The sequence below is a fragment of the Actinomyces provencensis genome, from assembly GCF_900155435.1.
Taxonomy (GTDB): Bacteria; Actinomycetota; Actinomycetes; order Actinomycetales; family Actinomycetaceae; genus Pauljensenia; species Pauljensenia provencensis.
The window spans coordinates 269,226-285,991 of record NZ_LT700212.1; the positions used below are offsets into that span (position 1 = coordinate 269,226).

The 16,766-nt window shown below is 69.9% G+C and carries 17 protein-coding genes; 2 read left to right on the top strand and 15 right to left on the bottom strand.

The window, feature by feature from the left end:
- Both BQ9890_RS01170 and glgB read left to right on the top strand, forming a co-directional pair.
- Positions 1–1,030, top strand: a 1,030-nt coding sequence (locus BQ9890_RS01170; protein WP_230297760.1) for a phosphotransferase, incomplete at its 5' end; no start/stop codon positions are given.
- A gap of 99 nt (positions 1,031–1,129) precedes the next feature.
- On the top strand, positions 1,130–3,328 hold the full coding sequence (gene glgB, locus BQ9890_RS01175) for a 1,4-alpha-glucan branching protein GlgB (protein ID WP_075888704.1): 2,199 nt from the start codon (positions 1,130–1,132) through the stop codon (positions 3,326–3,328).
- Between the two features lie 126 nt (positions 3,329–3,454).
- On the opposite strand, the gene BQ9890_RS01180 is transcribed toward glgB, so the two are convergent.
- From BQ9890_RS01180 to atpB, 15 genes are all read right to left on the bottom strand, one after another.
- Positions 3,455–4,336, bottom strand: a complete 882-nt coding sequence (locus BQ9890_RS01180; protein WP_075892519.1) for a tetratricopeptide repeat protein — start codon at positions 4,334–4,336, stop codon at positions 3,455–3,457.
- 83 nt (positions 4,337–4,419) lie between these two features.
- Positions 4,420–5,442: a DUF8094 domain-containing protein gene (locus tag BQ9890_RS01185; protein WP_075888706.1), complete on the bottom strand. Its 1,023-nt coding sequence runs from the start codon at positions 5,440–5,442 to the stop codon at positions 4,420–4,422.
- Positions 5,426–6,835, bottom strand: coding sequence for a hypothetical protein (locus BQ9890_RS01190; RefSeq protein ID WP_078062142.1), 1,410 nt, complete (start codon positions 6,833–6,835; stop codon positions 5,426–5,428). Before BQ9890_RS01190 ends, BQ9890_RS01185 begins: the two co-directional genes overlap by 17 nt.
- A gap of 94 nt (positions 6,836–6,929) precedes the next feature.
- Positions 6,930–7,232, bottom strand: coding sequence for a hypothetical protein (locus BQ9890_RS01195; protein ID WP_195907600.1), 303 nt, complete (start codon positions 7,230–7,232; stop codon positions 6,930–6,932).
- The gene (locus tag BQ9890_RS01200) at positions 7,232–8,455 is read right to left on the bottom strand and encodes an N-acetylglucosamine-6-phosphate deacetylase (RefSeq protein WP_230297761.1); all 1,224 of its coding nucleotides are present in this window, start codon (positions 8,453–8,455) and stop codon (positions 7,232–7,234) included. The genes BQ9890_RS01195 and BQ9890_RS01200 overlap by 1 nt, the downstream gene beginning before the upstream one ends.
- Before the next feature lie 41 nt (positions 8,456–8,496).
- Positions 8,497–9,195: an endonuclease NucS gene (gene nucS / locus BQ9890_RS01205; protein ID WP_075888708.1), complete on the bottom strand. Its 699-nt coding sequence runs from the start codon at positions 9,193–9,195 to the stop codon at positions 8,497–8,499.
- A gap of 65 nt (positions 9,196–9,260) precedes the next feature.
- The gene (locus BQ9890_RS01210; RefSeq protein WP_075888710.1) at positions 9,261–9,668 is read right to left on the bottom strand and encodes a DUF2550 family protein; all 408 of its coding nucleotides are present in this window, start codon (positions 9,666–9,668) and stop codon (positions 9,261–9,263) included.
- A gap of 81 nt (positions 9,669–9,749) precedes the next feature.
- Complete coding sequence (locus tag BQ9890_RS01215) at positions 9,750–10,016, bottom strand: F0F1 ATP synthase subunit epsilon (protein ID WP_075888712.1); 267 nt, start codon at positions 10,014–10,016, stop codon at positions 9,750–9,752.
- Positions 10,016–11,464 carry a F0F1 ATP synthase subunit beta gene (gene atpD / locus BQ9890_RS01220; RefSeq protein ID WP_075888714.1) on the bottom strand — a complete coding sequence of 483 codons (1,449 nt, stop codon included), beginning with the start codon at positions 11,462–11,464 and terminating at the stop codon, positions 10,016–10,018. The genes BQ9890_RS01215 and atpD overlap by 1 nt, the downstream gene beginning before the upstream one ends.
- Positions 11,465–11,490: 26 nt before the next feature.
- Positions 11,491–12,420, bottom strand: a complete 930-nt coding sequence (locus BQ9890_RS01225; protein WP_075888716.1) for a F0F1 ATP synthase subunit gamma — start codon at positions 12,418–12,420, stop codon at positions 11,491–11,493.
- Between the two features lie 3 nt (positions 12,421–12,423).
- Positions 12,424–14,067, bottom strand: a complete 1,644-nt coding sequence (atpA, locus tag BQ9890_RS01230) for a F0F1 ATP synthase subunit alpha (protein WP_075888718.1) — start codon at positions 14,065–14,067, stop codon at positions 12,424–12,426.
- A gap of 42 nt (positions 14,068–14,109) precedes the next feature.
- Positions 14,110–14,928: a F0F1 ATP synthase subunit delta gene (locus BQ9890_RS01235; protein ID WP_075888720.1), complete on the bottom strand. Its 819-nt coding sequence runs from the start codon at positions 14,926–14,928 to the stop codon at positions 14,110–14,112.
- A complete protein-coding gene (gene atpF / locus BQ9890_RS01240; RefSeq protein WP_075888722.1) occupies positions 14,928–15,500 on the bottom strand; it encodes a F0F1 ATP synthase subunit B in 573 nt (190 codons plus the stop codon). Before atpF ends, BQ9890_RS01235 begins: the two co-directional genes overlap by 1 nt.
- Positions 15,501–15,502: 2 nt before the next feature.
- On the bottom strand, positions 15,503–15,706 hold the full coding sequence (gene atpE, locus BQ9890_RS01245; protein WP_075888724.1) for an ATP synthase F0 subunit C: 204 nt from the start codon (positions 15,704–15,706) through the stop codon (positions 15,503–15,505).
- A 52-nt stretch (positions 15,707–15,758) separates the two neighbouring features.
- Positions 15,759–16,646 (bottom strand): F0F1 ATP synthase subunit A, encoded by an 888-nt coding sequence (gene atpB, locus BQ9890_RS01250; RefSeq protein ID WP_075892527.1) that lies wholly within the window; start codon positions 16,644–16,646, stop codon positions 15,759–15,761.
- Between the last annotated feature and the right edge of the window lie 120 nt (positions 16,647–16,766).

The window sequence follows — 16,766 nt, forward strand, 5'->3', positions numbered from 1 at the left end:
CCTGCTCACGGGTGAGCAGTCGAACTCCTCCGTCCTGCTGCCGGGTCCTGCACCTCGCGGTGTGCTCAAGGTCTTCCGCGTCATCGCTCCCGGCACACACCCCGACCTTGAGGTCCCCCTGGCACTGGCCCGCTCCGGGTGGGGCAATGTCCCCGCTCCCCTGGCGCACACGGAGGTCCGGGTGCCCGACGACCCCTCCAGCGAGGAACGTCGGGGCGGACCGGCGGTGTCGGGGATCCTGGCGCGCCTGGTCGAGGACGCCCGCGACGGCTTCCAGTTCTTCGTCTCCCTGGCGACCGGCGCCGAGGACCCGACGGGTCAGGCCCGGGAACTCGGCGCGGTGACCGCACGCATGCACGACCACCTGGCCGAGATCTTCGGACGCGGTGTCCCGGGGTCGGGCAGCGCCCTCGCCGACCGCATCACCGGCAACCTCCGCGCAGCGGCGGCCGAGGTCCCCGAGCTCGCCGACGACCTCGTCGACCGCCTCAGTGACACGGTCGCCCGCGTGGCCGACCTCGGGGAGCTCCCCCCGCCCATCCGGATCCACGGCGACTACCACCTCGGCCAGACCCTGCTGGGGAGCGAGGGCTGGTTCGTCCTCGACTTCGAGGGGGAACCCCTGCGTCCCCTGGAGGAACGACGGCGCCACGACCTGGCCCTCCGCGACGTCGCAGGGATGCTGCGCTCCTTCGACTACGCCCGCGCGCAGGCCGGGAGGGATCCCTCGTCGGCGCCACGCCATCCCAATGCGGCCACCACCGCCGAGTTCCCGCCCCTGGCACCGGACGCACCCGCGCCCGGCAGCGGCGGCCCCACGGATGGGCGACCCTGGTGCGATGCGGCCCAGTCGGCATTCCTCGACGGCTACACCGACGGGCACGGGCTGGGTGGGGTCAACGACGTCCTGGTCCGGGCCCTCATGGTGGAGAAGGCGGCCTACGAGCTCGTCTACGAGCACCGACTGCGCCCCTCGTGGATCTCGATCCCCCTCGATGCGCTGCGGGACCTCGCAGCGGAGGGGAACTGACGGGGAGCGGACGCCCCCCGCAGGACCGGGATCCGGGCCGTGCCCACGCACCTGCCCGGAAGGCGCTCCCGGAGCCCGCTCACGTGGGAGGATTGGGTCATGGAACTCACACCTGTCCCCGTCGAACCGGACATCCTCGACGCAGTCGCCCAGGGCAACCACTACCTGCCGCACTCGGTGCTCGGCGCGCACCTGGGGCAGGGGTCGGTGACCATCCGGACGGTCCACAAGCTGGCCGATGCGGTCGACGTCGTCACCGCCCACGGCACCTATCCCGCCACCCATGAGCGTTCCGGGGTGTGGGTGGCGGTCCTGCCCCTGGACCACATCCCCGACTACCGCGTGGAGGTCACCTACGGTGACCAGAAGACCCTCGTCGACGATCCGTACCGCTTCCTGCCCACACTGGGCGAGATGGACACCTACCTGATCTCCGAGGGCCGTCACGAGGAGCTCTGGGAGGTCCTGGGCTCCCACCTCAAGCACTACTCGGGGGAGATGGGCGAGGTCGAGGGCGTGGCATTCGCCGTCTGGGCCCCCAATGCCCGCGCGGTGCGCGTGGTCGGGGACTTCAACTACTGGGACGGCACGGCGACGGCCATGCGCACCCTGGGGGTCTCCGGGGTGTGGGAGATCTTCGTGCCGGGAGTCGGCGTGGGGGCCCGCTACAAGTACGAGATCCAGGGCCCGGGAGGGAACTGGTTCCAGAAGGCCGATCCGCTGGCGCGCGCCACCGAGATCCCCCCGGCCACCGCCTCGGTCGTCACCGACCGGTTCCACCAGTGGGAGGACGGCGAGTGGATGGACGCCCGTCCCGGGCACACCCCCCACCGCGAGCCCGTGTCCGCCTACGAGGTGCACATCGGGTCCTGGAAGCAGGGGCTGGGCTACCGGGGTCTCGCCGACGAGCTGATCCCCTACCTGCAGGAGACCGGGTTCACCCACGTGGAGTTCATGCCGGTGGCCGAGCACCCCTTCGGGGGCTCCTGGGGCTACCAGGTCACCTCCTACTACGCCCCCACGGCCCGCTACGGCACTCCTGACGACTTCCGTTACCTGGTGGACCGCCTGCACCAGGCGGGCATCGGCGTCATCCTGGACTGGGTCCCCGCCCACTTCCCCAAGGACGACTGGGCCCTCGCCCGCTTCGACGGCACCCCCCTCTACGAGGACCCCGACCCGCTGCGCGGGGAGCACCCCGACTGGGGCACCTACGTCTTCAACTTCGGTCGGCGCGAGGTGCGCAACTTCCTCGTCGCCAACGCCCTGTACTGGCTGGAGGAGTTCCACGTCGACGGACTGCGTGTGGACGCCGTGGCCTCCATGCTCTACCTCGACTACTCCCGCAAGGACGGGCAGTGGCGCCCCAACCAGTACGGGGGCCGCGAGCACCTGGAGGCCATCCAGTTCATCCAGGAGGCCAACGCCACGGCCTACCGCCGGGACCCGGGCATCGTCATGATCGCCGAGGAGTCGACGGCGTGGCCCGGCGTCACGGCCCCGACGTCGGGGGGCGGCCTCGGGTTCGGCATGAAGTGGAACATGGGCTGGATGAACGACACCCTGCGCTACATGCGGGAGGACCCGGTCAACCGGCGCTGGCACCACGGGGAGCTCACCTTCTCCCTGGTCTACGCGTTCTCGGAGAACTTCGTCCTGCCCCTCTCCCACGACGAGGTCGTCCACGGCAAGGGCTCGCTGTACTCCAAGATGCCCGGCGACGACTGGCAGAAGCTGGCGGGCCTGCGTGACCTCTACGCCTACCAGTGGTCACACCCGGGCAAGCAGTTGCTCTTCATGGGCCAGGAGTTCGGTCAGCAGCAGGAGTGGAACGAGACCTACTCCCTGGACTGGTGGCTGCTGGACCAGGAGAGCCACGCCGGGGTCCAGAAACTCGTCGCGCGCCTCAACGAGGTCTACCGCTCCGAGCCTGCCCTCTGGGACGACGACTACACGGGGTTCGAGTGGATCGACGCCTCCGACGGCGACCACAACGTCATCTCCTACCTGCGCAAGGGACCGGCCGCGGACGGCTCCCAGCGGGTGCTGGTGTGCGTGTCGAACTTCGCGGGCAACCCGCACGAGGGGTACCGCGTCGGGCTCCCCTTCGCGGGGACCTGGCACGAGGTCCTCAACACCGATGACGAGGACTTCGGAGGCTCCGGTGTGAGCAACCTCGGACCCCTCGTCGCCGAGGACCTGCCCTGGAACGGCCGTCCTGCCTCCGTCGAACTGCGCATCCCACCCCTGGGGGCCGTCTGGCTGGCGCCCAGCACCGAGCCTGGCTCCGACGAGTAGACGGGGACGCGGAGGGGGCCGTCCCGTCGCATCCACCGGGATGCACGAGGGCGGCCCCCTCCGCGTCCGGGGTCACTGCGCTGCCAGGGGCGTGCCCCCAGGGTCCGGCGGGAGGCGCCCCGGTGGTCAGACGAGGAGCAGCGTGGAGAGGCGCCGACGGGCGGCCTTGACGTCCTCGTCGGTGCCACCGGCCACTCGGAACAGGTCGAGGAGTCGCACGCGGGCGGCCTCTCGCCGGTCGTCGTCGGCCGGGTCGGCAATGATGTCGAGGAGCAGGTCGAAGGCGCCGCGGTGGTCACCCGCCTCGAAGAGGGCGTCGGCGCGTGCGGCCGGGTCCGTGCTGTCGGACTCCCCCGCCAGGCGCTGGGCGACGCGGACCCGGGCCAACTCCGACTTCGCGACCTCGTCACGCGGGTTGTGGTCCACGACCTTCTCCCAGGCGGTGACGGCGCCGGCCAGGTCGCCCGCCTGCTCGGCGGCGAGGGCCGGCAGGTGCTCCGAGGGGGTCGGGGTCTCCGTCTCCTCCGCACTCACTTGGACGCGCCCCGTCACTCCCATCTGCGAGGCGGCCTGGAGCAACTGCTGGATGACGGGGGTCACCTGCTCCTTCACGGGGCTGCCCTGGAAGAGGGGCACGGGGCGTCCGCCCACGAGCGCCACGACGGCGGGCAGGGACTGCACCTGGAAGGCCTGGGCGATCGCGGGGCTCACGTCCGCATCGATCTCGGCCAGTTGGAAGCTCCCGGCGGACTCACGGGCGACGTCCTCCATGACGGAGAGGGCGGCCTTGGACTCCAGGGAGTGGGAGGACCACAGGATGACGACCACGGGCACGGTCCGCGAGTTCGCCATGACGGACTCGAAGTCCGCCTCTGTCACCTCGGTGATGAGGGGCACGTCGAGTCCGGCGGTCACCGGCCCGCCGTCGGGGGCCTCCTGGTGGGGAGCGGCCGCCGCGTGACCCACGGCCGAGAGGTCGACCGCCCCGTGGGAGTCGACATGCGCCATGGAGTCCTCCGTGCGCGCCGGACCCGCAGCCGCCCCGGTCCCGCTGGTGGCATCCCTGGTCCCACTTGGATCACTCACGTTGCTCATTCTCCTTCAGGTTTGGCCGAGTCGTCCCTGCTGGTCGACTCGATGGCGCGTTCCACGCCCACGAGGCTGGCCTTGCCCTGCGTCCCCTCGGCGGGGATGCGGAACAGGGCCGTGACGAGGTACTCCACCGTGAGGGTGCCGATGACCGAGTCATCTCCCTGGTTGAGGGCCGCGGCCCTCCCACCGAGCTTCATCGTCGATCTCGCGACCGTGCGGTCGTAGACGTGGGAGTAGGTGAAGGCCCCCGAGACGAGTGCGGAACCGTCGGCCAGGACGACACCGGAGACGGGGAAGTCCCCGGTCTCCGCCTCCGCCTTGACGTTGCCGGCCGCCCGCACCGAGTCGTTGAGGCTCTTGACGTCGTCGAGGTAGACGGAGGCGAACTCGTCGCTGGTGAAGGAGTCGTTGCCGGTATCACCCGCATTGAGCATGTCCACGTACCCGGAGACCGCGTCAGCGGGTGACATGGTGAACCCGGTGGCATCCGCGCCGAGGTAGGGCGCCCCCTGGTCGATGGAGAGCGTCGTGATCGACGTGCCCCCCAGGAGACGCACCCAGCTCTGCAACTTGTAGGGGTCGCGGGCACCTTCCTGGGCGATGAGGAAGACGTAGGGCAGCCCACCGTCGCCCGCCTCGGAGACGTCGACGACGGCGCGCGGCCAGGAGGAGGCGTTCGTGACCGTGAGGGACTGGGCGGTGAAGTCCAGTGCGGGCACCTCCGAGCCGTCCGCCTCGGACAGGGCGTACTGCGCCTTGCGCATCCGCAGCGCCGGATCCGTCACCCGGGGGCGCAGCAGGTCGACGTCCTTCTCCGCGTCGCCGGCGGCAATCGTGGAGCTGATGTCGTCCAGGAGGGAGTCGACCCGGTCGGCGTCGAGGTTGGGCGCTCCGCTCTGGGCGCCCGACTGTGCCCCGGACTGGGCGCCCGACTCGACGACGATGTCCCCCTGGGCGCAGCTCGCCAGTGGGATCGTCAGTGCCAGCGCCGTCAGCGCGGCGAGTTCATGAGTGTGTCTCATCGTCGTGCCCCTTCCCGCTGTGGATCCACCCGGAGACCAGGGACGACCAGGAGCCCTCGTGCTCCGTGGAGGTGTCCGTGGTGTCGGGCGCGGTGTCCTCCGTGCCCCCCTCCTCCGACGGAGTCGTCCTGGTGACCCTGGGGATCAGACCTGTGTCGAACTCGTGCCCGTCGACGACGACGGTGTGTTCCCCCTTCTCGCGTGCCTCCCGCAGGAGACGTCTGCTGGGGAACGCCACACCCGCCCTGATGGCGGAGACGTCGATGATCCCCGAGTCCCCGGAGGTCCTCACGGGCGGGTCCACGTCGGGCGTCGCGTCGACGTCGCCGTGCCGACCGAGCAGTGGCTTCCTCTCGACCTCGGGCTGCCCGGGATCCGGGGTCCCTGCCTGCGGACCACCGGTCGGATCCTCGCCCACCCGGGCGTCGGAGGCGTCCCCGGTGGCCGACCCGCTGTCCCGGGACTCCCCGGACTCCTCAGCGCTCCCGGGTTCCTCGGTCGGCACGGACCCCTCGGCCGACGTGGAGTCCGGGGCGGGTGCGCCCGCCTGTGCCGGAGCGTCCTCCGCGTCAGCAGGGGCGGCGGTGCCGCCGTCCTGCTCGGCCAGGGCCCGCACCTGGTCCAGTGGGATGACCTGCGTGTCCGCGGCGTCCGCTCCCGCCCGCTCGGCCAACTTGAGCGCCCGGCGTCTGCGGTGACGCAGGATGCGCAGCTCGGAGACGAGGAACAGTGCGGCGATGACGGCGAGCAGCGCGGCGACGGCGAAAGCGACCACTGCGGTGGCGTTCGTCTGGTGCACGGCCCAGGTGAGGGTGAGGGTCGGGGCGTTCGCGCTGCCGTCCACGGCTGCGAGGACGGATCGCCCGGTGCCGACATCGGTGAGGGTGAGGGAGGTAGAACCCCGGCCGGTGGCCTCCTGCAGCCACATGTCATTGCCCGCAGGGGTCACCCCGGACTGGGCCTCCTCACCCGACTGGGCGTCCTCGCCCGACTGGGCGTCCTCCCCCGACTGGGCGTCCTCCCCCGACTGGGCGTCCTCACCCGAACCGGGGTGGTCGACGGTCTTGAGGGTCTCCATGCCCGACTCGACCCCGACGACCTCGGTGTAGGGGGAGTCCCCGATCCACCCCAGGAGGTCGCCCGTCGTGCCCAGCACCAGGGAGACCTCCTCGTCGCCCGGTGCGCTGACGGTGACCGTCACGTCCTTGGCGAGCAGCGGCAGGACCTTGTCGCGGGTCATGACATAGGGACGGTCCGGTGTCGTGGAGGCCACGACCTGGTCGGCCGGCTTCCACACGGTCAGGGCCAGGACACCGACCACTGCGGCGACCAGCGCCAGGATGGCGGCGACCAGCGCCGCCGCGAACTGCCTCACGCGTGCCACGTCTGACATCCCTCCGATTCGAAGACCATTCCCATCCTCCCCACGATACGGGCAATTCGTCGGCCTGTGCACACAGGGCGCACGTCACCTGCCCCGACAGTGGTCACGACGGCCTCAGGCGTCTCCGCCAGCACGCGGCGTGCCAGTGCCGACGCGCCTCCGGACCCTCCGGCGCACCGAAGGGACCCTCCTCGGGCCAGACGACCACGTGGGCCATCCCCACCCCGACCGTGTGCAGGCACCCGGGGCACAGGTACTCCTTGGTCGCGGCACGCAGGTGCTGGACGTGGAACACCCGTCCGTCCGGACCCGGCTCACTGCGGGGCACCGAGTGGAGCCGGTCCGCATCGAGCTCGGGATGAGGCTCCCCCCAGGGCCGCTTGCGGGAGCGCCTGGAGCGTGGCATCAGTCCACGACCTCCCCGGCGCGCCAGACCGTGACGGGGCGGAGGTCCGCGTCCACCGCGACGACATCGCCCCGGCACCCGGGGGCGAGGCGACCGATGCGTTCGTCCCCCAGCACCCGGGCACCCTGACGGCTGGCCATGTACACGGCGTCCACCAGTGGGATCCCGGCGCGGGAGACGGCCACCCGCACGCAGTCCAGGAGGTGCGACGTGCCTCCTGCGATCGCGGTGCCACCACTCAGACGCGCGACACCGTCATGGACCGTCACCGCCTGGGGACCCAACTGGTACTCACCGTCCGCCATCCCCGCGGCGGCCATGGCGTCGGTGATGAGCACGCACTGGTCACGTCCCACGATCTCGAGGACGTCACGCACCACCGAGGGATCGAGGTGCACCCCGTCGCAGATCAGCTCCACGATCGCGCCCCGGCGCGCCGCCGCGGAGAGGAACTCCGCGATGGGGCCGGGATCCCGGTGGTGCAGGGGCCTCATCCCGTTGAAGAGGTGGGTGACCGTCGCCCGCTCGGAGCGGGCGCCGGGTGCGGCACCGAGCTCCGCGCGGGAGTAGTCCAGGGCCGCCCGCGCGTGGACGGGGTCCGAGTCGGTGTGACCCCATGACGGGAGTGCCCCGTTGCCGATGAGCACCTCGGCCACCGATCCGGGACCGTAGGCACGGGCCTTCTCCGGTGCCAGCGTCATGGTGACCGCGTGCCCCCGGGAGGCCCGCATGAGTTCCAGTGTGAGTGCCGGGTCGGGTTCGATGATGTGGGCCGGGTCCTGGGCGCCGCAGCGGGCCGAGGAGACGAAGGGACCCTCGAAGTGGATCCCGGCGAGTTCGCCCTCGTCCGCGAGGGTGGCCAGGAGGTCCGCGCTGCGCAGCAGGACCTCGGGGGCAGCGGTGACACAGGAGGCGACCAGCGAGGTCGTCCCGTGGCGGCGGTGCTCACGCACGGCGGTGAGGACCTCCTCACGGGTGGTCGCATCCGGGAAGGAGGCCCCGCCCCCGCCGTGGCAGTGCACGTCCACGAATCCGGGCAGGAACGTCAGGTCCGAGCGGGGCGTGGCGCGCACGGTCGCGGCCAGTTCACGGTCCCCCGCCCCCATCCGCTCCGCGGGACCGACGGCATGGATGCGTGCGCCGTCGAGGACGATCGCACCGTCCTCCAGGATCTCCTCCTCCAGGACGGTGCGGCCCCGCAGGACCGTGGGTTGCTCAATCACGTCCCCAATTGTGCACTCCCGTCCACCGGTGTGCACACGGGTCAGAACAGACGGGAGTCCCGGTCGTCCAGTCCCCTCATCGCGTCATAGTCCAGGAGCAGGCACTCGATGCCCCGGTCCTCCGCCAGCGTGCGCGCCTGGCGCGTGATCTCCTGGGCGGCGAAGACCCCCCTGATCTCGGCGAGGAGAGGGTCGCGTGACAGCAGTGAGAGGTACCGGGTGAGCTGTTCCACCCCGTCGACCCCTCCACGGCGCTTGACCTCGATGGCGACCGGACGGCCCCGTGGGTCGTGGACGAGCAGGTCCACGGGCCCGATGGGAGTCGGGAACTCCCGGCGCACGTGGGTCCACCCGCTCCCGAGCACCTCGGGAACCTGTGCTGCCAGGAGCTGCTGGAGGTGGGCCTCGACACCGTCCTTGACCAGTCCCGGATCCACGCCGAGGTCCTCCAGGACGTCGGCGACGACCTCGTGGACGCGGATGACCAACTGGTCCTCCCCCTTGGCGGCACGGACCGTCCACACCTCGGTGACACCATCGGCCTGCCCATCGGCATCGGGTTCGGACACGTGGAGTGTGCAGGGAGCGCTCATCCAGTTCAGCGGCTTGTAGGACCCCCCGTCGGAGTGGATGAGGACGGACCCGTCGGCCTTGAGCATGAGGACCCGTTTGGCGAGGTCGAGATGGGCGGAGAGACGACCGGAGTAGTCCACGGAGCAGGAGGCGATGACGACACGCACGGCCGCGAGCCTAACAGCCCTGCCACGCATCGCCGTCCACGGGGCGCGCCGGGCGTGGGCACACCTCAGAGATGGCGCGGGGGACCGGACTCCACCCAGGAGACGAGACCGGTGTAGGTGGAGGGTGCGATGGCGAACTCCCAGCGCTGGTCCCCCGCACTGACGCGGACCTCGAGGATGGAACCGTCGACCGCGCGGGTGAACGGGGCCGACACCTCCAGGCCACGGCGGGGAAGTGTGAACACCGGGTGGGTGGAGAACCCCACCAGTCGGTACCAGGACAGGGTCTCCACCCCGTAGTGGGCGATCCCCGAGGTCCAGCCCGACTGGGGATCCGGCCGGGCCCAGCAGCGGAAGGACCCGACGTGGGTGTCCAGGCGCCGGGCGCGCACGTTGAAGTACAGCCAGACCGCGACGGAGACGACCACGACGACGAGGAGCACCCAGACCAGCACTCCCAGGAATGTCCCCACGGCCCTCACCTCCCCCGGTGGCCGACCCGCGTCCGCGGGTCCGGCAGGTGGAGCTCCGGTGAGCGTCGCCGGAGTCCCTGATCAGGCCACACTACCGTGGTCCGCGACGACGGTGACGAAGTCGGAGTCCACCGAGACGAATCCCGAGTCCACCTGGAAGGTGACGGGCTGTCCGTCCTCGGCGTCGACGACCACCTCACCTGCGGTGAGGGTGGCGAGCAGGGGCTGACGGCGCGGCAGGATGCCCAGGGCACCGTCACTGGCCGGGACGCGCACGGCCGTGCCACGTCCGTGCCAGAGCCTCCCCTCCCGGGAGACGACCTCGACCTGGAGGATCCCGCCGGCCATCAGGCGTCCTTCTGCATCTCGTGCCACCGGCGTTCGAGGTCCTCGATGCCCCCGATGTTGAAGAAGGCCTGTTCGGGGACCTGGTCGTAGTCGCCCTCGCAGATGCGCCGGAAGGCCTCGATGGTCTCCGAGAGCGGGACGGTCGAACCCTCGACGCCGGTGAACTTCGTGGCCATGTAGGTGTTCTGCGAGAGGAACTGCTGGATCCTGCGTGCCCGGGCGACGGTGACCTTGTCCTCCTCGGACAACTCGTCGACGCCCAGGATCGCGATGATGTCCTGGAGTTCCTTGTTCTTCTGGAGGATGGCCTTGACGCGCGTGGCGACCTCGTAGTGCTCGGTCCCCACCAGCTTCGGGTCCAGGATGCGGCTCGTCGAAGTCAGCGGGTCCACCGCGGGGTACAGGCCGCGCGAGGCGATCTCGCGGGAGAGCTCCGTGGTGGCGTCCAGGTGGGCGAAGGTGGTCGCGGGTGCGGGGTCGGTGTAGTCGTCGGCCGGGACGTAGATCGCCTGCAGGGAGGTGATGGAGTGCCCACCCGCAGAGGTGATGCGCTCCTGGAGGGCGCCCATCTCGTCGGCCAGGTTCGGCTGGTACCCGACGGCGGAGGGCATGCGTCCCAGCAGGGTGGACACCTCGGAGCCCGCCTGGGTGAAGCGGAAGATGTTGTCGATGAAGAGCAGCACGTCCTGGTGCTGGACATCGCGGAAGTACTCCGCCATGGTCAGGCCCGTCAGCGCGATGCGCAGACGCGTCCCCGGCGGCTCGTCCATCTGGCCGAAGACGAGTGCGGTCTTGTCGAACACACCCGCCTCCTCCATCTCGTGGATGAGGTCATTGCCCTCACGGGTGCGCTCCCCCACACCGGCGAAGACGGAGACACCGCCGTGGTCCTGGGCGACGCGCTGGATCATCTCCTGGATCAGCACCGTCTTGCCCACGCCGGCACCGCCGAAGAGTCCGATCTTGCCGCCCTGGACGTAGGGCGTGAGCAGATCGATGACCTTGATGCCCGTCTCGAACATCTTGGTGCGGGACTCGAGCTGGTCGAAGGCGGGGGGCTGGCGGTGGATCGGCCAGCGCACCTTGACGTCGAGTTCCTCCCCGGGCCTGAGGTTGAGCACGTCGCCGGTCACGTTGAACACGTGGCCCTTGGTCACGTCACCGACCGGCACGGAGATCGGTCCGCCCGTGTCCAGGACGCGGGTGCCCCGCACGAGGCCATCGGTGGGCTTGAGCGCGATGGTGCGCACGAGGTTGTCGCCCAGGTGCTGGGCGACCTCCAGTGTCATGGTGAAGGACTCCTCACCCTCGCCCTGCCCCGAGAGGTCGACCTCCACGAGCAGTGCGTTGTAGAGCGGGGGGATCCGGTCCGGCGGGAACTCGACGTCGACGACGGGTCCGACCACCCGCGCGACGCGGCCCTCACCAGCGGTTGATGTCCTGGTCATTGTTTCCTTCTCCGTCTGCCTCGGGCTCAGCCCTTGACGAGTGCGTCGGCCCCGCCCACGATCTCGCTGATCTCCTGCGTGATCTCCGCCTGGCGGGCCGAATTCGCCAGACGCGTGTACTTGGTGATGAGGTCCTCGGCATTGTCCGTCGCCGTGTGCATGGCACGCTGGCGCGAGGCCAGCTCCGAGGCCGCGGACTGCAGCAGGACGTTGCGGATGCGGCTCTCCACGTAGAGGGGGAGCAAGGCGTCCAGCACACCCTGTGCCGAGGGGATGAACTCGTACTCCGGGAAGGCCTGGTCGGGATGGTCCACCTGGCCCAGTTCGCCCTCGCGTTCCTCGTCCGACTCCGGGGCGTCGACGACGGTGAGCGGCAGCATCTGACGCACGGCCGGGACCTGGCTCATCATGGTCCGGAAACGCGTGTAGACCAGGTGCACCTGGCACACCCCCGTGAGGAGACCCGGGTCGAGGAACCTGTCCAGCAGCTCCTTGGAGATGGAACGGACCATCTCCGGGCTCGGGGAGTCCGACTCACCCTCCCAGGAGCGCTCGATCGGGACCCCGCGGAAGCGGAAGTACTGCTGGGCGCGCCTCCCCGAGGTGTAGAGCACGGGATCCTTGCCCTCCTCGCGCAGGCGCTCCAGCAGCTTCTCGGTCTCGCGCAGCACCGTGGCGGAGTAGGCCCCCGCCATCCCGCGGTCCGACGCGATGACGAGGACGGCCACGCGCGGGGTGTCGTGACGCTCGTCCGTGAGCGGATGCCCGAGATCGGTGTGCACCGCGACCGCCGCCACCGCCTGGGTGAGCGCACGCTCGTAGGGACCCAGCTCGGTCGCGGCACGACGCGCCGCACCGATCCGGGAGGCGGCGATCATCTCCATGGCGCGGAAGACCTTCCCCAAGGTCTGCGTGGAGGCGATGCGCTGCTTGTAGACCCTCTGCTGACCGGCCACGGGTCAGGCCCTCTTCCCGGGGGTCGGCCGTTCGCGCACGATCTCTTCGCGGGAGTGCTCGGCCTCGACGTCACCCTCCGCGGGTGCGGCGCCGCCTGCGCGTCCCCCCACCCACTGGTCGTGGAAGGCGGTGACCGCGCGGCGCAGCTCCTCCTCGGTGTCGGGCTCCAGCAGTCCGGTGGAGGCGATGGTCCCCAGCACCCCGGAATGGGCGCGCAGGTGGTCGAGCAGCTGGTGCTCGAAGTCCAGCACGTCCGAGACCTCGATGTCATCGAGGAAACCATTCGTGCCCGTCCAGATGGAGGCGACCTGGTCCTCGACCCGGTAGGGCGAGTTCTGGGGCTGCTTGAGCAGCTCCATGAGCCGCTCACCACGGGTGAGCTGCTGGCGGGTGGTGGCGTCCAGGTCGGAGGCGAACATCGCGAATGCCGCCATGGACCGGTACTGGGCCAGGGTCAGCTTGAGCGTGCCCGCCACCTTCTTCATGGCCTTGATCTGCGCGTCGCCACCGACGCGGGACACCGAGATGCCCACGTCGACGGCCGGACGCTGGTCGGCGTTGAAGAGGTCCGACTGCAGGAAGATCTGTCCGTCGGTGATGGAGATGACATTGGTCGGGATGTAGGCCGAGACGTCATTGGCCTTGGTCTCGATGATCGGCAGGCCGGTCATCGAGCCACCGCCCAGCTCGTCGGAGAGCTTCGCGCAGCGTTCCAGGAGCCGGGAGTGCAGGTAGAACACGTCACCGGGGTACGCCTCGCGCCCCGGCGGACGACGCAGCAGCAGGGAGACGGCCCGGTAGGCCTCCGCCTGCTTCGAGAGGTCGTCGAAGACGATGAGGACGTGCTTGCCCTCGTACATCCAGTGCTGGCCGATCGCGGAGCCCGTGTAGGGGGCCATGTACTTGAAGCCGGCCGGGTCGGAGGCCGGGGAGGCGATGATCGTCGTGTACTCCATGGCACCGGCGTCCTCCAGCGTGGAGCGCACCGAGGCGATGGTCGAGCCCTTCTGGCCGATGGCCACGTACACGCAGCGCACCTGGCGGGAGGGATCGCCCGACTTCCAGTTCTCGCGCTGGTTGAGGATCGTGTCGATGGCGATGGCGGTCTTGCCCGTCTGCCGGTCACCGATGATCAGCTGGCGCTGGCCGCGACCGATCGGGATCATCGAGTCGATCGCCTTGAGGCCCGTCTGCAGCGGCTCGTTCACCGACTTGCGCATCATGACACCCGGTGCCTGGAGTTCCAGTGCGCGGCGCCCCGCGATGTCGGTGATCTCCCCGAGCCCGTCGATGGGACGACCCAGGGGGTCCACGGTGCGCCCGAGGTAGCCGTCACCCACCGGCACGGAGAGGACCTCGCCGGTGCGGTGGACCAGCTGCCCCTCCTCGATGCCACTGAAGTCACCGAGGACGACGGCGCCGATCTCACGGACCTCGAGGTTCATGGCCAGGCCGAGAGTGCCGTCGGCGAAGCGCAGGAGCTCGTTGGCCATGGCGCCGGGGAGGCCGTCCACACGGGCGATGCCGTCCGCGGTCTCGGTCACGTGGCCGACCTCCTCGGCCGCCACCGCCGAGGGCGCGTAGGAGTCCACGAAGGAGTCCAGTGCTGCGCGGATCTCCTCGGGACTGATGGTGAGTTCAGCCATTGGGCATTCCTTCTGTCTTCTGTGGTCGGAGTGGTGTGGGGGTCAGCGGGCCAGTGCCAGCTTCAGGCCGTCGACCTGGGTCGAGACCGAGGAGTCGACTGCGGTGTCCCCGGTGAGGAGGCGGAATCCTCCCACCAGTGACGGGTCGATCGCCACGTTGACGGTGACGTCGGAGCCGAAACGCCTCGAGACGATGCGCCTGAGGCGCTCGACCTGCGCGGTGGTCATCGGGGCTGCGGCGACGACACTGACGAGGCGCCGCTGCCGGACCTCCGCGGCGTGCTCCTCCAGGCGGCGCAGGGTGGCCAGCAGGCGTCCGTGCGAGGTCCGACCCACCGCGCGACGCAGCAGTCGCATGGTCCACACCGAGACGTGGGGGCCGAAGATCTCCTGGGCCAGGTTCGCCCGGTCGTGGCGCGTGCCCCGGCCGAGGTCGGAGAAGTCGTTGCGCAGCTCGCGGTTCCTGCCGAGGAACTCCCGGACCTGGAAGAGCTCCTCCTCGACGGTGGCGATGGTGTCGTGGTCCACGGCGTCGTCCAGGGTGGCCCAGATGCCCAGGACCTCGAGTGCGTCGTGGAGGTCCATGGGATCCGACCAGTGTCCCGACACCAGGGCATCGACGACCTCGAGGGTCTCCGGCCTCACGTGGGGGGCGAGCAGGTCGTGCGCCAGGGCGACACGGTCGGCCACCTCACGTGCCGGGTCCGTGAACGCCCCACGCAGACGCACGTCGGTGCGCGCGATGTCGGAGAGACCGAAGAGGTCCTCCGCCACCCTCATCGCCGGGGTGGACCCCGCGACGAGGGCATCGCGCAGGACCTCCCGCGCGTGGGTCAGTGTGGCCTCGCTGGCGGCGCGCATCAGCGCTCGACCCCACCGGGGACGGAGGCGGAGTCCTGCTCGAGCTCGTCGAGGAAGCGGTCCACGACACGGGCGGAGAGGGCCGTGTCCTTGAGCTGCTCACCGACGATCTTCTCGGCCAACTCGGTGGCAAGCAGACCGACGTCCGCACGCAGCGAGATCTCCGCGGCCTGACGCTCGGCGGCGATCTGGCGCTGGGCACCCTCGAGGATGCGCTGCGACTCCGTGCGGGCCTCCTCACGGGCGTCCGCCAGGATGCGTCTGGCGTCCTCGGTGGCACGCTCACGCGTGTTCTGCGCCTCGGCATTCGCCTGCCGCATCATCTCCTCGCGCTCACGCGCGGCCAGGGAACGGTCCTCCTGGGCCTTCTCCGCGGCTCCGAGGCCTTCCTCGATCTTCGCCTCGCGCTCGTCGAGCAGGGCGTAGATGCGGGGCAGGGCGAACTTGCCGACGACCAGGAGGATCGCCAGCAGGATGAGGGCCGCGTAGAAGATCTCGCCCAGAGGGGGCAGGACCACCTGGATGCCGTCGACGGATCCCTCCGCCGCGGCCTGTGCAACGAGAGAGGTCATGATCACACGATGAAGGTGAGGACGAACCCGATCAGACCGAGCGCCTCGACGAGGGCTGCACCGATGATCATGTTCGTGAAGAGCCTGGAGGAGACCTCGGGCTGGCGGGCCGTGGCCTCCTGGGTCTTGCCCACCAGGATGCCGATACCGATGCCGGGGCCGAGCGTCGCGAGGCCGTACCCGATGGTGGCGATGGAACCAGTCATGTGTGTCTTTCCTTTTCTTGTGGCGTCGGAACCGACGTCAGTGGGTGGTCGATCAGTGGCTCTCGACCGACATCTTGATGTACACGGTGGTGAGCACCGCGAAGATGTAGGCCTGCAGGGCGGCAATGAAGATCTCGAAGAGGGTCACCACCACTGCTGCCGCACCGGTGAGGACGGCAATGCCCTTCATGCCTGAGGAGGCGGCGAGCATTGCGGAGGTCCCGAAGTAGGTCATGGCCAGCAGGAAGTGACCCGACACCATGTTCGCCAGGAGTCGGATCGCCAGGGTTGCCGGACGCACGATGAAGGTCGAGAAGAACTCGATCGGGGTGATCAGCAGGTAGATGGCCTTGGGCACGCCCGGGGGGAAGAGCTGGGAGACCAGGAACTTCCCCGCGCCGTGGGCCTTCACGCCAGCGGTGATGAAGCCGACGTAGGCGAGGACGGCGAAGACCAGGGGCACAGCCATCACTGAGGAGGCCGCGATGTTGATGCCCGGCAGGGTGCCCGTGAGGTTCATCCCGAGGACACCGATGAAGATGACCCCGATCAGCGGGGCGTAGCGTCTGCCGCGGGCCTCCCCCAGCATGTCGATGCAGATGCTGCGTCGCACGAACTCCGCGAGGAGCTCCAGGACCTGCTGTCCGCGGGTGGGGACCAGACGCAGACGCGAGGCCGCGATGCCGAGCAGCAGGCAGACGACGACGCCCACGAGCACCCTCGCCAGGGTGATCCTGTTGAAGGAGAAGAAGGTGCCGTCCCCGAAGATGGGGGTGGGGAAGAAGTCGTTGACGCTGGGGCGGTGGGCACCCTCGGTCATCGCGGGCCAGAAGGTGGCGGCGATGACGACGAGGAGGATCCCGACGGTGATCCAGTACCAACGCGGTTTCGAGTGGGTGCGGACGCCTGTGGTCTCTCCCGCACTGGTGAGTGTGGACAGGGTGTCCTCCCGATGTCGTCTGTCTGGCGTCGTTGACTGGCGTCGTCCCACGTTCGGTGCCCCGTGGGGCGACCCCATGCTAACAGCCAATCCGGACCGTGGTGGACATCGTGCCACCTG

Excerpts from the sequence above, each read along its gene's own strand:
- atpE (WP_075888724.1), bottom strand. The coding sequence starts at position 15,706 with ATGACTGGTTCCATCGCCACCATCGGGTACGGCCTCGCGACGCTCGGC.
- BQ9890_RS01185 (WP_075888706.1), bottom strand. The coding sequence starts at position 5,442 with ATGAGACACACTCATGAACTCGCCGCGCTGACGGCGCTGGCACTGACG.
- BQ9890_RS01235 (WP_075888720.1), bottom strand. The coding sequence starts at position 14,928 with ATGCGCGCCGCCAGCGAGGCCACACTGACCCACGCGCGGGAGGTCCTG.
- BQ9890_RS01180 (WP_075892519.1), bottom strand. The coding sequence starts at position 4,336 with ATGGCGCATGTCGACTCCCACGGGGCGGTCGACCTCTCGGCCGTGGGT.
- BQ9890_RS01195 (WP_195907600.1), bottom strand. The coding sequence starts at position 7,232 with ATGCCACGCTCCAGGCGCTCCCGCAAGCGGCCCTGGGGGGAGCCTCAT.
- BQ9890_RS01190 (WP_078062142.1), bottom strand. The coding sequence starts at position 6,835 with ATGTCAGACGTGGCACGCGTGAGGCAGTTCGCGGCGGCGCTGGTCGCC.
- atpA (WP_075888718.1), bottom strand. The coding sequence starts at position 14,067 with ATGGCTGAACTCACCATCAGTCCCGAGGAGATCCGCGCAGCACTGGAC.
- glgB (WP_075888704.1), top strand. The coding sequence starts at position 1,130 with ATGGAACTCACACCTGTCCCCGTCGAACCGGACATCCTCGACGCAGTC.
- BQ9890_RS01215 (WP_075888712.1), bottom strand. The coding sequence starts at position 10,016 with ATGGCCGGCGGGATCCTCCAGGTCGAGGTCGTCTCCCGGGAGGGGAGG.
- atpD (WP_075888714.1), bottom strand. The coding sequence starts at position 11,464 with ATGACCAGGACATCAACCGCTGGTGAGGGCCGCGTCGCGCGGGTGGTC.
- atpF (WP_075888722.1), bottom strand. The coding sequence starts at position 15,500 with ATGACCTCTCTCGTTGCACAGGCCGCGGCGGAGGGATCCGTCGACGGC.